Here is a 14209-nt window from a genome sequence, read left to right as displayed (position 1 = left end):
CATGAAACACCCTAACGGCAAATTTCACAGCTTAAGCCGCCGTATCATTTGGCGTTTTTGCTTATTCACACTGGTCATTTCATCAGTTTACGGTCTTATTACACTGTCATTGATGTACAACATAGAGGACAGTTTCATTGAACGCGGCGTCGCGCAAGAAGCCGAATACCTTAAGGCGCAATTTAACTCTACAGGCCGCTGGCCTTCGCCAAGGGCAACTGATATGCAACTGGTATTTTCAGATAGCGAACTGCCAGAAGATATTAAAGCGCTTGCGATTGAAGAGCCCTACAGGAAAGAATTCTTCGGCCCTAATGGGCTTCATTACCATTTGTACCGCTTCAGTGACTACCCCGAAACCTATCTTGTTGCCGAAGTAAGCGAACAATTACTTGTGCGCCCTATACGTGGTGGAGTGATTCAATTTCTCGTAATTAGCACAGCGACGGTAACGGTGCTAGCCTGTTTTATCGCGTGGCTAATTGGGCGTCGCACCACACGTCCACTCAATGAACTCGCAAGCGCAGTAGATGGGGTAGATATAACCACATTGTCAAAGGAGTTCGCACAACAACGTTTTTCCTACTCCAATGTAAACCACTCCCCTAATAACGAGGTGGATATATTGGCCCGTGCTTTTGACAGAACACTGAAGCGCATAGCATTAGCGATGGAGCGTGAACAAAGCTTTACGCGAGATGTAAGCCACGAGTTAAGGACACTACTCGCCGTGATCAAAAATGCGGTAGAAGTTGCCCAGCTTAACGCCAATAGTGATCAACGTGTTCTTGAGCGCATTGCGAATGCCGCTGAGCAAATGGAAAAAACAGTAGAAACCTTGCTTATGCTAGCCCGTGAAGAGCACACCCCATCGCGCAGTACTCCCGTACCTTTGATGCCAATTTTAGAACAAGCTGTGCTAGACAACCGCTTATTACTTGATGGAAAGCCGGTTGAAGTAGAAATCGATGACAGTTGTAATACTCAGGTTTTGGCAGAGCCTAACGTACTAAAAGTTATTCTGGATAATATTGTGAGTAATGCATTTAAATACACCTTACAAGGTTGCGTGTCATTTACGGTGCAAAACGGTACACTTCACCTCAAAGACACCGGTCCAGGCCTTCAAGAAGACATCGCAAATTCAGTAACCCAACGTGGCGTTAAAGGCGAACAAAGCACTGGACTGGGTTTTGGCTTATCAATAGTAAAGCGGCTTTGTGAGCATCAAGGCCTTGCCCTAACCGTTCTAAGCCCCTCTGATGACGCTGGTACCGAGATTACTTTACGTCTTCATTGATTCGTGTAAGTGAATCTTAAGTACTGCCCATTTTAAACATTTTCATTTGTTTAAGTCACATTGCTCTTTTCAATAGGATTTAGCGTACTGACGCACATGTGAAACCCGTGCGAAATACCGCTATACGCGACATTTTTTACAACTATTTGAATAGCCCAACTGCACTGGTTAGAATTTATCGTGAAATAACAATAAAACGACATAAATGGCATGACTGACAATACCACCCAAGAAGGACAGATTCTCTCGCCCGAACCAGAGAAGCCACAGCTCGATGATTGCTGTGGAGGGGGTTCATGTTGTCCGTGCGTCTGGGATGTGTACTACGAAAAACGTGCTAAGTGGCGAGAAGCAAAGAAAGTACTGGAAGCACACCAGAAAACACCACTGGAAAATGCTCAAGCGCCGCCGATGAAAGATTAACTTACCCAATATTTTCAGTGCCTTTTGTGGTTATCGCACTTTCGCTGTTAGTCCATCCTCTTCAACACGTTGCTGTAACCATTCAATAAATACACTTAGCCGCTTAGGCATATGTCGCCTTGATATATAAAGCAAGTTTACAGGCATGGGTTTGGCCTGAAACTGTGGCAATACGCTAATTAAACCAGCTTCATCGAGTTCTCGTTGTTTCTTCATCATCGGAATTTGCGCAATTCCCAAACCGTTGATGCACGCCCTATAGTAGGCCTCGGTACTATTTACGCTAATCACGCTTGGCATAATCACTGATTTCACCTCATTACCACTAAAGTATTCAAATTCTCCTTCCGTTTGACTTAAGGCATGGGAGTACTCGATTAAGCTGTGATCTGTTAGATCGTCAAGTGACTGAGGAACCCCATATTGACGCGCGTATGATGTACTGACACAGTTGTACATTGCATAAGTAAAGAGCGGCTTAGCAATAAGACTACTGTCATGTAAATCGCCAACGCGAATTACGCAATCAAACCCTTCTTTTACTAAATTAACTTGATGGTCCACACTACTTACCTTTAATTTAATATGAGGATAGGCCGAAATGAACTCATGGAGTCTGGGCAACAGAAAGTAAGTAGCAAATCGGCTTGGCATATCTATGCGAAGCTCGCCTGCAATCAGTGACGGGTCGGAAATAAACTGGCTTTCTAACGCTTCCCAATCAGCAAGCAATGCCTGACACTGGGGTAAAAAGGTCTCTCCATCTACTGTTAACCTTACACTACGCGTGCTTCTGTGCAACAGGCGTGTACCCAACTGTGACTCTAACTGCGATATAGATTGAGAAACACTCGACTTAGGAACACCTAATACCTGTGCTGCGCCACTAAAACTTCCCAGCCTCGCGGTCTCTTTGAATCGCATCAACATATCAAACCGATCCACTCTTGCTCCCTCGCCCCACATTGTTCACTTTTAATGAACAATGTTATCGCCAAAAGGCCATTTTTCAAACAACCAAAACGCCTTACCATGCATTTACTTTCACAACACAGTAAGGGTTAGATCATGGCAATTACACTTATCACCGGTGGTAGCAGAGGATTGGGCAAAGCAGGCGCCTTGGCATTAGCCAAAGCGGGGCACGACGTCATTATTACTTACAACAGCAATGTAGAGGCAGCCAATTCCGTTGTGTCCCAAATAAGACAGCTGGGTCGCAAGGGGTGGGCATTGCAACTTGATACCAGTGATATAGGGTCATTTAGCACATTTTACGACGCATTAAAGAAAGTGCTTAATGAAGAATTTAGCAGTGATACTTTTCACTACTTACTCAATAATGCAGGTGTCGGAACACATACTCCATTTGCGCAAACAACGCCGCAAGAACTTGACATGCTGCTTAACATGCATGTCAAAGGGCCTTACTTTTTGACTCAACAACTCCTTGGTCTACTTGAAGATGGCGGCGCTGTGCTAAATGTATCGTCAGGCTTAACCCGTTTTTGCTTGCCAGGTTATAGCGCATACGCCATGGCAAAAGGCGCTGTTGAAGTAATGAGTCGATACCAAGCCTACGAACTTGGCGTGCGAAAGATAAGAGTTAACACACTCGCCCCTGGTGCGATTGAAACCGACTTCGGTGAAGGACTTGTTAGGGATAATGCGGCGGTAAATAGCGCTATAACAGAGCGAACTGCGCTGGGAAGAGTTGGCCTTCCTGACGATATTGGCGATGTTATCGCACTGCTATTATCTGACAAAAGTTATTGGATAAATGGTCAACGCATTGAAGCCTCTGGGGGCATGAACCTTTAATTGATAGCCTACATACAATACGAAAAGGTTCAAACGCTAGCTGTCCAATAGACAGCTAGCGTTGTTCTATATGCTCTACACAAGGTAATTGCTGTGATTACGAGGCTCAAAAACCCTCTAATACCAGTTTACCAATGGCACTGCCCTCTTCCAGAATTTGGTGAGCTTCAATCAAGTTAGCCGCATTTATCTTACCTAAGTGTTTACCCACCGTAGTCTTCACTTTCCCCTCATCAATTAAACGTGCCACATGATTCAATAAGTGACTTTGTTCAACCATATCGTCAGTTTCGAACATCGAGCGCGTGAACATAAACTCCCAGTGCAATGACAAACTTTTCTGTTTCAGCTTGCTGACATCGAGTGTTTCTGGATCGTCAATCAGTGCCAGTTTTCCTTTTGGCTTCAGCACTTCGACAAAGGCATCGATATAGCATGCGGTGTGATTCAAACTGGCTACGTGAGTGACTTGCCCTACCCCAAGCGCCTTAATTTGCTCAGCCAGTGGTTGGCTATGATCCACCACATAGTCAGCACCTAATGAACTCACCCATGATTTTGTACTTTCCCGAGAGGCTGTGGCTATCACTGTTGCCCCTGTTAGGGTTTTCAAAAGCTGTAACATTATTGAACCGACGCCACCTGCAGCACCTACGACCAATACCACTTCATCACTTTTGTCGGTTTGCTGTTTCAAAGCAAGATGGTCAAACAACAACTCGTACGCGGTAATAGTCGTAAGGGGTAACGCCGCGGCTTCGCTATCTGTAAGCGTTTTGGGAGCAAACCCCACAATGCGTTCATCCACTAATTGGTACTGAGCATTTGCCCCTTGACGCGTGAGATCACCCGCGTAATACACTCTATCACCTACTGCAAACTCAGTCACATCGGCACCAATTTCAACCACTTCACCCACAGCATCCCAGCCTAAAATTTTGGGCTCGCCGCCTTCAGGGTTGACTCGATGCCGAATTTTATAGTCGACAGGATTAACTGCAATCGCATTCACTTTGACCAGTAAATCCCGCCCAGACGCGCTTGGCTTCTCTACGTCTATGTCCATCAGCGCATTAGGTTCGGTAATGGGTAACGAATGGGTATATCCAACCGCTTTCATTTCATGATTCTCCTACATGGCATGAAGACCTTCATACCTTTTGAATACTCTGGGATTAACGTCAATGTGATAGCGGCTTTTGCCGCTATCTACAAACGCACTACTTACGTCGGTACATCGCGGGCTCACCTTTATCCGGTGTGCTATTTTTAATAAAGTCTCTTAAGTCCTGATTAGACTGCTGTAGATCGTCTCGACGCAGGTACATCATATGACCGCTGCGGTAACCTTTGAAGCTAAGGCGGTCTTTCATATTGCCGCTTTGATCAAGCTGCCACATGGTATATTTTGCATCGAAATAGTTTGTCGCGCCGTCGTAATACCCTGCTTGGATCATAACGTTCAAATACGGGTTTTGTGCCATGGCGAGGCGAAGGTTCTCGCCTGTTTTATTGTCACTTCTATCCCACGGGTGCACATTACCAAACATATTGTACTTGGTGTCAGTTTTGTAATTTAACTCTTCACGCAAGTAGTAGTTAATAGCAGGGGTGAACGAATGCAACCAAGAGGTTAGCTCTGCCCAATAATCAGGGCGGTCGCCACTTTGCTTAGCATCAATACCCAAGTACCGGCTGTCTAATCGTCCCAATGTTTTAGCTTCATCTCTTAAAAGGGCTTTCCAGAAGTATGCCGTACTCACGTCAAGGTTATTTTGTGCAATTGCCTCTTCTGACAGTCCTGAATAACGAGCCATCGTCGCCAATACGCGGCGTTTTTCTTCTGCGCCAATAAAACCGCCTTTTGCCAGCGCAGGGATCAATTGATTGATGGTAAAGTCTTCTACTTCTGGTAATAACTCAGTTAAATCCTTACTTTGCAATTCTTTGTCTAACTTGTTGTGATACCACGCTGTAGCCGCAAAGTAAGGCAGGCGATTAGCCGCCTTTACCGGACCATTGCGCTCAATACCGATATCGGTAGGTGACACCAGCACAACACCGTTTAAATACATCCACTGACGGTTTTGCAATTCAAGTGCTAAACCCGAAACACGCGTCGTACCGTAGCTTTCCCCGATCAAATATTTAGGTGAACGCCAGCGGTTGTGACGGGTGACGAAGGTGTTAACCCAATCCGCCAGATAACTGATGTCTGCGTTCACACCGAAAAACATCTTTTGCTGCTCATCTTTTGATGGCAACTTGCCTTCTTCATTTTCCAGAATACGGCTGTAACCTGTATTGACGGGGTTTACAAACACGATATCAGCCACGTCTAAAATAGAATATGGGTTGGTTTGTACGCCGTAGGGCTGTACCGGATAACCTTCTTCGTCAATATTTAAAATACGTGGGCCGGTATACGCAACATGCATCCACACAGATGCTGAGCCGGGCCCCCCGTTAAAGGAAATTATTAACGGACGGGCCGTGTTGTCTTCAATATCAGTGCGTTGGTAATAGGTATAAAACAAGGTTGCTACTGCATCATCTTTGCTATTCCATACCGGTTGCGTACCTGTGGTAGCACTATACTTCACACGATTACCTAAAATTTTGGTTTCATGTTGAGTTACCACATGGCTGTCGATATCCAAACTGCGTTTGTGTGTTTCTTCTGTTGCCTGCACAGTAAAAGCCAACAGGGCCAGCAAAGCGAGCCATGTAGCCTTGCCTTTAACAGTTACATTTGTTGTGTTCATAGTGATGTCTTTTTAGTTGTTGTAGAGCGTGTTTATCTAGGGCGGTTTGACCTTGTTGTACATTAAAGGTTAACACGTCCTAACGAAAGTGAACGCCAATTAGTTATCTGTTTCACTATACCGCGCCTGACTATTTCACTTTAGTTTGCTCGACAGAATAACCAATATTTTCGATGGTTGTCAGTGCTGTTTGATAGTGCCTGTGGATCTTTGGTGTACAAGTTTAGGTTTAAATAAACGCCTTTTATTCGCGAAACAAACCAGCAGAACCAATGCTCAAATAGCTAGGCTAAGTTAAAGTGCGGTGTTTTCGGGCCCATGCTTATTCACATACCCTTGAAGCTCGGGGAAAAATCGCAGAAAGTGAATTTCGAGTTGTGCGTGGTGCTTTGCAATGTCATCGACGATGTAATGAAAGGTGTTTTTAAAGCGGATACGCTTTGCCACATTGGTAATGGCATCTGTTATACCCTGTTCTTTTGCATATTCAGCAAACCAGTGATGTGAAATCATATGCCCCACCCTTTGTTGCATCAGTGGAGGCATTAAGTGCATGCGCTGCTGTAAACGGGCATAACTGTCATGGCAAAAGCGCTCAAAGGACAACCCGGAAAATCGATGCCAATGTTTTATCAGTAAATGATCAAAGTACATATCAAGGGCAACTGGGGCAAAGCGCCGACGCGTCTTATGAAAATAAGACTTAGCTTCCATCACCTCCTGATGAGTATCAGTGAACTTATCGACCACCTGATGATTGTGCAGCCCTCGGCGCACCGCAAGATCAAAATCCCTGACCTGAACACCCTTTCTAAAATCCCCTAACAAATTGCCAAAGTAAGAATCTGCATTGGGTTGGGCGAGTAAAAGATGTGCCAAATAATTCATATACACTAATACGGTTTTTAGTTGTAAGGCTTGTGCTCAATCAGTTAGTATTGCCGCCGCGTTTGTCACTCACTGAATACGTTTTGACGCAGCGCTCAAAACAGTCAAGCGACCTCAGCAGTAACACAGCATCGTTTCACGAGTATATAGCAATAATCAGGTAAGTAGCATCATGTCCCTAATTTCCTCTACAGAAGCATCTTCTCTCCTTGCCCCGGTGAATGCGTTTCTACATTGTCAGACGCCAGATGCCTGGCTTGAAGAAGCAAAGAAAGAAGAAAACTTACGGGTCCTACTGACCGACCATCTGATTTGTGAGTTAAAAGCGGCACAATCTGCCATGTATTTGCTTCGTCGCTATGTTGCCGATGAGAAAACCAGTGAGGTATTGCTTGGATGGTTAAAGCCCTATGAAGACTTTACCTACCGTCACGAAGGTGACTGGCAATCGCTCAATACCAAGCACCTGTCTAAAAGTGTATTCGATGTTCAGGGACTAGACCCCTTTAAGAAAGACATGCTCGATAAAATGGTGATGCTGATAAAAGAAGAATTACATCACTTCTATCAGGTACTGGAAATCATGCACGAATTGGGCTTTGAATATAAGTCGGTCACATCGAGCCGCTATGCCAATGGCCTCTTGCGTCATGTGCGTACTTACGAGCCGGAAAAGTTGGTCGACAAACTGATTTGTGGTGCTTATATTGAAGCGCGCTCCTGTGAGCGATTTGCCAAGCTCGCGCCTTTTGTATCAGAAGAACTCAGCAAATTCTATATTTCATTACTGCGCTCAGAAGCCCGACATTTTGAAGATTATCTGGAATTGGCTAACGCTATTTCACCTACCGACATTCAATCTCGGGTTAAGCATTTCGGCGAAGTAGAAAAGCAACTCATCGAAGAAAGCGACGATACGTTCCGTTTTCATTCAGGCAGCCCCACTGAACACAAATAACTTTCACCTTGGCCTGACGGACAGCTGACTCAGGCCATTTCTACTCTTAATAGCGATCCCTCCTCTCCACTATAGCGGCCCACAGAGCAATGAAAAAACTGCTCAATAATTGCACCGAATGTTATTGACGGCTTAGATTAATTACTGCACACTCAAATTTGTAAACATATTGTTAATGGCAGTTATGTGGTGCGTCTTTACTAAGGTAAAACGTTATTGAAAGCTTGTTCATTGCTTATCCATTAAGCAAATCAGCTTTTCGTTTGTAAGTTCTCTGCCTAACGACAATATTTCTATTTAAATAAGAATAACATTGGTTGTATAAGGCAGGATTTTTATGATTTTAAATCATCTTATTGGTATTTATACTCATCCCAAGGAAGAGTGGCAAACCATTGATGTTAAGCATGAAACTTATTTTTACGCGCTAACCCATATTGCATTTATTGCCCTCATCCCCTCATTAGTCGCTTATTATTCCAGTGCGCATACCGGGTGGAGTATCGGCGCTGGCGATGTCATACGCCTTAGCGAAAACAGCGCTATTATGATGGGTGTAGGCATGTACTTTGGGTTAGTGGCAGGAGTGATTGCCTTGGCTATACTCATCCATGAATTAGCCAAAGCGTTTGATATCTCACCGACGTATACCCAATCACTTGAGCTTGCAGCCTATACTGCAACTCCCCTATTTATGGTGGGATTTGCAGGGCTCTATCCTGAACTGTGGGTAGTCATGACTGCGCTACTCGTCGGTATTAGCTACTCGGTGTACTTACTCTATTCAGGGGTACCCATTTTAATGCATATGCCTGAAGACAAAGGGTTTATTTACTCCAGTTCAGTGGTGACCTGTGGCTTAGTCCTATTGGTCATTTTAATGACAGGGTCTGTACTGCTGTGGGGGTTATTCGGTGGGCCGGTATTTGTTCACTAACGCAATCTTTGCGTAGCATTAGTATCACCTATGAAAAAGCCGCTATAAAAGCGGCTTTTTCTTCATCATTACATCATGGTCGCCATTCAAAAAATGGCAGAACTGCTTATTCGTCAGCAGCCCCAATGTTATGTACATCTAAGTTACTGAGTTCGGCTTGCACCACAGGTGCCTGTCGCGATTTTTCACCTCGAGACATATCGATGCGCTCTAAATATTCCTGATCGATATCTGCGGTGATGTAGTTGCCATCAAACACCGAGGTTTCGAAGCGCTGTATAGCGGTATTTTCTTCCCGTACGGCTTCGACTAAATCTGAAATATCCTGGAAAATCAAACCATCAGCTTGAATAAGCTCTGCAATTTGATCAATTTCTCGTCCATAAGCAATTAATTCGTTGGCAGATGGCATGTCGATACCATACACGTTGGGGAAGCGAATTTCTGGTGCAGCAGAAGCAAAATAGACCTTTTTAGCCCCTGATTCACGTGCCATTTCAATAATCTGACCCGATGTTGTACCCCTCACAATAGAGTCATCCACCAACAGTACACTCTTGCCTTTAAACTCTGAAGAAATAGCATTGAGTTTACGTCTGACTGATTTTTTACGCATGGTCTGGCCAGGCATAATAAAGGTGCGCCCGATATAACGGTTTTTTACAAAGCCTTGGCGATAAGGCAAATCGAGGGTGTTGGCAATTTGTAATGCCACATCCATAGACGTTTCCGGGATTGGGATCACTACATCGATATCTAAGTCAGCCCATTCCCGCTTGATTTTTTCACCCAATTTACGGCCCATATTGACCCGTGAGGCATACACTGAAATGCCATCAATAAAGCTATCTGGTCGAGCAAAATAAACGAATTCGAAAATACAAGGCGAAGTAATTGGGTTATCTGCACACTGGCGCGTGTGAAGCTGGCCATCTTCAGTGATAAACACGGCCTCCCCCGGTGCTACATCACGTACAAACTGAAAGCCCACAGCGTCAATTGCCACACTTTCCGATGCCACCATCCACTCTTCACCCAGTTCAGACATGCGTTTACCCAAAGCTAATGGGCGAATACCGTGAGGGTCTCTAAAGGCTACAATACCTTGACCAATAATGGCTGCTACCACCGCATAAGCACCACGGATCTTCTTGTGAACTTTAGTCACGACTTCAAAAATGTGTTCCGCACTGACGCTTAAACCCGCTACCTGTTGAAGTTCGTGAGCAAGAATATTAAGTAAAAGCTCTGAATCTGAGGTGGTATTAATATGACGACGAGCAATGCGGAAGACTTCTTCCTCTAGCTCGTGGGCATTTGTCAGGTTGCCGTTGTGGGCAAAAGCAATACCAAATGGAGAGTTAACGTAAAATGGCTGTGCTTCCGCCGAACTTGACGTACCCGCCGTGGGGTAGCGCACATGGCCAATTCCCATATTGCCCGTTAATCGTTTCATGTGACGTGTATGGAAAACATCTCGAACCAAGCCATTTGCTTTACGCAAATTAAACATATTCTGGTCGATAGTCATTATGCCTGCAGCATCCTGTCCACGGTGTTGAATCACCGTCAGACCGTCGTACAGTGACTGAGCTACGGGCGTTTTACCAACTATTCCGACAATACCACACATGTGCGTTACCTATTTCAAGCGGGATTTAAGAAACTGGAGGAGTCTTTCACATAAGTGAAAAACCACTCGATAATGACACCAAACTCTGGAATGAGTACCGACGCTTGCCACCACGTTGCAGAGGCCGCACTGGTAAAGGTGTCCATAAAAAAGAGTAATGCGCTTACAATCAACACACCACGAAGTGCACCGAATACGATACCAAGCGCGCGATCAGTGCCCGATAACCCGGTTACCTGCACCAATTGACTAATTGCAAAATTAACCATGCCGCCAAGTATAAGCGTTGTGACAAATAACGCCGCAATAGCTGCGCCGTTTTTTAAATAGGGGTCGTCAATGGCTGTAAAATAAACGGCAAGATCGGCGTAGAAATTACTTGAAATGAAGAGTGCAGCAAACCACACCACTAAAGAAATGGCTTCTTTAACAAACCCTCTGATGAGGCTTATTAAGGTAGATACCGCTATGATACCCAGTATGGAAAAGTCTACCCAGTTCATCGTCTCTTTGTTGCGTTAGTGCTGCTTAATAATTTAAAGCAACGAGCCTTTGGCGAGATGGCGCGCATTCTAACAGAAGCTAGAAATATTACTAGTGTGTAATCCCCATCAAATAAAGTAAAAGACCCTGACGAAATAAAGTGAATACCTCCAGCCCTTATTCCACCTTAAATTCTGTTACTTTGCCCTTCAGGCCCGTTAATTCTTTTAAATGGGGTAACGCTGATACTAGCTTCTTTTTGTCCAGATCAGGGCCAACAAACACTTTATTCAAAGGGCCTGAGCTCGTTTGAATTTTGCGGCTAAACGCTCGGTAGCCGGCTTTTTCTAACTTAGTGAGAAGTGCTCTCACATTTTTCTCGTGTCTGAAGCTACCTAACTGAATCACCCACCCTGCATCGTCATCAGCAATATCGCTTTTGCTTTCTATTACGGTCTGGCTAGCCAAGTCATCTTGTTCAACACGATCCACCGAATGAGAGACTGTGTTAGCGTTTGACTCACTGTTTTCGGTCTGCGTCACTTGCGGCTCATCATCAAGTGCCACTGCCTCTTCCAGTGCTAATTCTGGCGTTGCCGCTTTCGCAACTCGTTCACTGGGGAAAGGTTCAGGTTCAACAATAGGCTTTTGGGGCGGGTTGCTCGGCACAGAGACAAAAGGCTCTCTATTGATTTCCTTTTTACCATCGAGAAAGTCCGGTAAGAAAATAACGGCTAGCGCCACAATAATGATAGTGCCAACCAGTCTATTCTTTAATGCCGATGTCACTGTGCTCTCCTGCTAGTATGCCTGTATTGACGTAATCGTGAGTTTAACAGTCTTTGTGGGCTAACACTTCTGCTACGGTGACAAAAGATCCAAATACTAAAATGAGCTCATCTTTCTGATACTCTGCAAGCGCGGAATGATATGCCGACGAAACACTGTCATAAGTGGCTATATTCTCTATGCTTGTGCCTGCATTAACAAGTGCATTTTCAAGTACTTCTGCGTCACACCCTCGCGGACCTGACGTTGGGGCGACATACCACCTTGCGTTTAGTGCACTTAATGGGCTCAATGTTTGGGCAATTGATTTGTCTTTGAGCATCCCTACCACAATACGCATATTGGACACGTCGTAACGATTTAACCACGACAGCATGGCTGAGGTTGCCTGAGGGTTGTGCGCTACGTCAACCACGACCAAAGGCGAATGACTGATAGTTTGCTGGCGGCCGGGCATTGTTGTGTTGTCAATAATGCCTGTTAACACCTGCTCTTCGGGCAATAAGTCGAGAAATTCCAGTGCAGCTAAGGCAGTACTGGCATTCTGTAAAGGTATTTTGGGATAAGGTAAATGCTTGAACGAGTGGCTTTGGCCATTCCACGTCCATTCCTGATGATCCTGCGCTACTGTCGAATCAAAATCCTGCGTAGCCCATCTCACCTGAGCGGATAACTCATCGGCGACGTCATACAGCGATGACGGAGGAAATAACTCCCCTACTACAGCCTTGCCATGCTTACGCATAATGCCGGCCTTTTCCCGTGCAATTTTTTCTCGGGTGTTGCCCAGCCAGTCTTGGTGGTCTAAATCGATGGTAGTGATAATGGCTAAATCAGGGTCAATGATGTTAGTTGCGTCAAGACGCCCACCTAAACCAACCTCTAGAATGGCTACATCGACCTTCCAGGTCTGCATCATCTTCATCGCCGCCAAGGTGCCAAATTCAAAGTATGTAAGGGTAGTGTCACCTCGAGCCTTCTCGACAAACTCAAATGCGTCGATAAATGTCTGTTCAGACGCGAGTTCACCGTTGTGTCGCACCCGTTCTCGATAGTCGGTAAGGTGCGGCGAGCTGTATACGGCAACGTCTTTATTTTGAGCAATAAGGGCTTGCTCAAGTAATCGACATGTAGTGCCTTTACCATTGGTTCCTGCAACGGTAATCACAAGTTGATTATCGAGATCCAGTGCCATCGCCTCGGCTACAGCTTTCACTCTGTCTAGGCCCATATCAATGGTACTAGGGTGGATTGACTCCAGGTAAGACAACCATTGGCTCAGATTTTTCGATGAAGGGACACTTGCTGAGCCAATGTTGGAATGATTTTGTTTATTCACTAATTTTTGTTATGCAACTTAACTAACAGGCTGTGTAATCTATCACGCATATCTCTGCGGTCAACAATCATGTCTATTGCGCCTTTTTCTACTAAGAACTCGCTGCGTTGAAACCCTTCAGGTAACTTTTCACGAACGGTCTGTTCAATTACGCGCGGACCCGCGAAGCCGATAAGCGCTTTAGGTTCAGCGACATTCACATCACCCAGCATAGCAAGACTGGCTGAAACACCACCCATGGTAGGATCGGTAAGCACCGAAATGTAAGGCAGGCCTTTTTTACTCATTTTTGCCAACGCCGCTGACGTTTTGGCCATTTGCATTAACGACATGAGTGCTTCTTGCATACGCGCACCGCCACTGGCACTGAAACAAATAAGTGGCATGTCATTTTCTAAACACGCATTTACAGCGGCAACGAAACGCGCGCCTACCACCGAGGCCATAGAGCCGCCCATAAATGCAAACTCAAAACAGGCTACCACTACCGGCATGCCTTTTAGCTTGCCTTGCATGACAACTAATGCATCTTTTTCATTTGTGGCTTTTTGTGCAGCTACAATGCGATCCTTGTAGCGCTTGGAGTCTTTAAATTTAAGTACGTCTTGTGGTTCAAACTGAGCGCCAAGCTCTACGCGATCGCCTTCATCAAGAAAGGCATCAATGCGGCGACGGGCAGTAATTCGCATGTGGTGGTCGCACTTAGGACAAACTTCCTGCAGTTTTTCCAGTTCACTCTTATACAACACCGCCTGGCATGAACCGCATTTTGTCCAGATACCTTCTGGAACATTACCTTTGGTTGATGTTTGAGTACGCGGAAGAATTTTTTGAATCCAGCTCATGGAAATTGAACCCTTTGTTTTCAGTGTG

14 protein-coding genes are annotated in these 14209 nt (G+C 45.1%); 5 read left to right on the top strand and 9 right to left on the bottom strand.

The window, feature by feature from the left end; genetic code table 11:
- Position 1 precedes the first annotated feature (1 nt).
- Positions 2-1300, top strand: coding sequence for a sensor histidine kinase (locus tag ACMCM8_RS05415; RefSeq protein WP_412726224.1), 1299 nt, complete (start codon positions 2-4; stop codon positions 1298-1300).
- Between the two features lie 210 nt (positions 1301-1510).
- On the top strand, positions 1511-1723 hold the full coding sequence (locus ACMCM8_RS05410) for an oxidoreductase-like domain-containing protein (RefSeq protein ID WP_412726222.1): 213 nt from the start codon (positions 1511-1513) through the stop codon (positions 1721-1723).
- Between the two features lie 30 nt (positions 1724-1753).
- Here the strand turns inward: ACMCM8_RS05410 and ACMCM8_RS05405 are convergent, their stop codons facing one another.
- Positions 1754-2668, bottom strand: a complete 915-nt coding sequence (locus tag ACMCM8_RS05405) for a LysR family transcriptional regulator (protein WP_412726220.1) — start codon at positions 2666-2668, stop codon at positions 1754-1756.
- 123 nt (positions 2669-2791) lie between these two features.
- Between ACMCM8_RS05405 and ACMCM8_RS05400 the strand changes: the two genes are divergently transcribed.
- Entirely contained in the window at positions 2792-3544 is a 753-nt protein-coding gene (locus tag ACMCM8_RS05400) for an SDR family NAD(P)-dependent oxidoreductase (protein ID WP_412726218.1), read from the top strand.
- Between the two features lie 106 nt (positions 3545-3650).
- Here ACMCM8_RS05400 and ACMCM8_RS05395 read toward each other — a convergent pair whose 3' ends face one another.
- The 3 genes from ACMCM8_RS05395 to ACMCM8_RS05385 form a co-directional block, all read right to left on the bottom strand.
- Positions 3651-4664 (bottom strand): zinc-binding alcohol dehydrogenase family protein, encoded by a 1014-nt coding sequence (locus ACMCM8_RS05395; protein WP_412726216.1) that lies wholly within the window; start codon positions 4662-4664, stop codon positions 3651-3653.
- 100 nt (positions 4665-4764) lie between these two features.
- The gene (locus ACMCM8_RS05390; RefSeq protein WP_412726214.1) at positions 4765-6309 is read right to left on the bottom strand and encodes a S10 family peptidase; all 1545 of its coding nucleotides are present in this window, start codon (positions 6307-6309) and stop codon (positions 4765-4767) included.
- 294 nt (positions 6310-6603) lie between these two features.
- Complete coding sequence (locus ACMCM8_RS05385) at positions 6604-7197, bottom strand: ACP phosphodiesterase (protein ID WP_412726212.1); 594 nt, start codon at positions 7195-7197, stop codon at positions 6604-6606.
- Between the two features lie 172 nt (positions 7198-7369).
- Here ACMCM8_RS05385 and miaE point away from each other — a divergent pair, with 172 nt between their 5' ends.
- Both miaE and ACMCM8_RS05375 read left to right on the top strand, forming a co-directional pair.
- On the top strand, positions 7370-8155 hold the full coding sequence (miaE, locus tag ACMCM8_RS05380; RefSeq protein ID WP_412726210.1) for a tRNA isopentenyl-2-thiomethyl-A-37 hydroxylase MiaE: 786 nt from the start codon (positions 7370-7372) through the stop codon (positions 8153-8155).
- 337 nt (positions 8156-8492) lie between these two features.
- Positions 8493-9092: a Yip1 family protein gene (locus ACMCM8_RS05375; RefSeq protein ID WP_412726208.1), complete on the top strand. Its 600-nt coding sequence runs from the start codon at positions 8493-8495 to the stop codon at positions 9090-9092.
- A gap of 106 nt (positions 9093-9198) precedes the next feature.
- On the opposite strand, the gene purF is transcribed toward ACMCM8_RS05375, so the two are convergent.
- The 5 genes from purF to accD all read right to left on the bottom strand — a co-directional run bounded on the left by purF (position 9199) and on the right by accD (position 14181).
- Positions 9199-10725: an amidophosphoribosyltransferase gene (purF, locus tag ACMCM8_RS05370; protein WP_412726206.1), complete on the bottom strand. Its 1527-nt coding sequence runs from the start codon at positions 10723-10725 to the stop codon at positions 9199-9201.
- A 14-nt stretch (positions 10726-10739) separates the two neighbouring features.
- Complete coding sequence (locus ACMCM8_RS05365) at positions 10740-11228, bottom strand: CvpA family protein (protein WP_412726204.1); 489 nt, start codon at positions 11226-11228, stop codon at positions 10740-10742.
- A gap of 157 nt (positions 11229-11385) precedes the next feature.
- Positions 11386-11997, bottom strand: coding sequence for an SPOR domain-containing protein (locus tag ACMCM8_RS05360; RefSeq protein WP_412726202.1), 612 nt, complete (start codon positions 11995-11997; stop codon positions 11386-11388).
- A 43-nt stretch (positions 11998-12040) separates the two neighbouring features.
- Positions 12041-13336 (bottom strand): bifunctional tetrahydrofolate synthase/dihydrofolate synthase, encoded by a 1296-nt coding sequence (folC, locus tag ACMCM8_RS05355; RefSeq protein WP_412726200.1) that lies wholly within the window; start codon positions 13334-13336, stop codon positions 12041-12043.
- Positions 13336-14181 carry an acetyl-CoA carboxylase, carboxyltransferase subunit beta gene (accD, locus tag ACMCM8_RS05350; protein WP_412726198.1) on the bottom strand — a complete coding sequence of 282 codons (846 nt, stop codon included), beginning with the start codon at positions 14179-14181 and terminating at the stop codon, positions 13336-13338. Before accD ends, folC begins: the two co-directional genes overlap by 1 nt.
- Positions 14182-14209 lie beyond the last annotated feature (28 nt).

Origin of the sequence: Alteromonas sp. D210916BOD_24, from assembly GCF_047159385.1 — a bacterium.
Taxonomy (GTDB): domain Bacteria; phylum Pseudomonadota; class Gammaproteobacteria; order Enterobacterales; family Alteromonadaceae; genus Alteromonas.
This window is presented reverse-complemented; position numbering and strand designations above follow the sequence as displayed.

Coding starts and splice junctions, on each gene's coding strand:
- ACMCM8_RS05415 (WP_412726224.1), top strand. CDS start 2: ATGAAACACCCTAACGGCAAATTTCACAGCTTAAGCCGCCGTATCATT.
- ACMCM8_RS05410 (WP_412726222.1), top strand. CDS start 1,511: ATGACTGACAATACCACCCAAGAAGGACAGATTCTCTCGCCCGAACCA.
- ACMCM8_RS05400 (WP_412726218.1), top strand. CDS start 2,792: ATGGCAATTACACTTATCACCGGTGGTAGCAGAGGATTGGGCAAAGCA.
- ACMCM8_RS05395 (WP_412726216.1), bottom strand. CDS start 4,664: ATGAAAGCGGTTGGATATACCCATTCGTTACCCATTACCGAACCTAAT.
- ACMCM8_RS05390 (WP_412726214.1), bottom strand. CDS start 6,309: ATGAACACAACAAATGTAACTGTTAAAGGCAAGGCTACATGGCTCGCT.
- ACMCM8_RS05385 (WP_412726212.1), bottom strand. CDS start 7,197: ATGAATTATTTGGCACATCTTTTACTCGCCCAACCCAATGCAGATTCT.
- miaE (WP_412726210.1), top strand. CDS start 7,370: ATGTCCCTAATTTCCTCTACAGAAGCATCTTCTCTCCTTGCCCCGGTG.
- ACMCM8_RS05375 (WP_412726208.1), top strand. CDS start 8,493: ATGATTTTAAATCATCTTATTGGTATTTATACTCATCCCAAGGAAGAG.
- purF (WP_412726206.1), bottom strand. CDS start 10,725: ATGTGTGGTATTGTCGGAATAGTTGGTAAAACGCCCGTAGCTCAGTCA.
- ACMCM8_RS05365 (WP_412726204.1), bottom strand. CDS start 11,228: ATGAACTGGGTAGACTTTTCCATACTGGGTATCATAGCGGTATCTACC.
- accD (WP_412726198.1), bottom strand. CDS start 14,181: ATGAGCTGGATTCAAAAAATTCTTCCGCGTACTCAAACATCAACCAAA.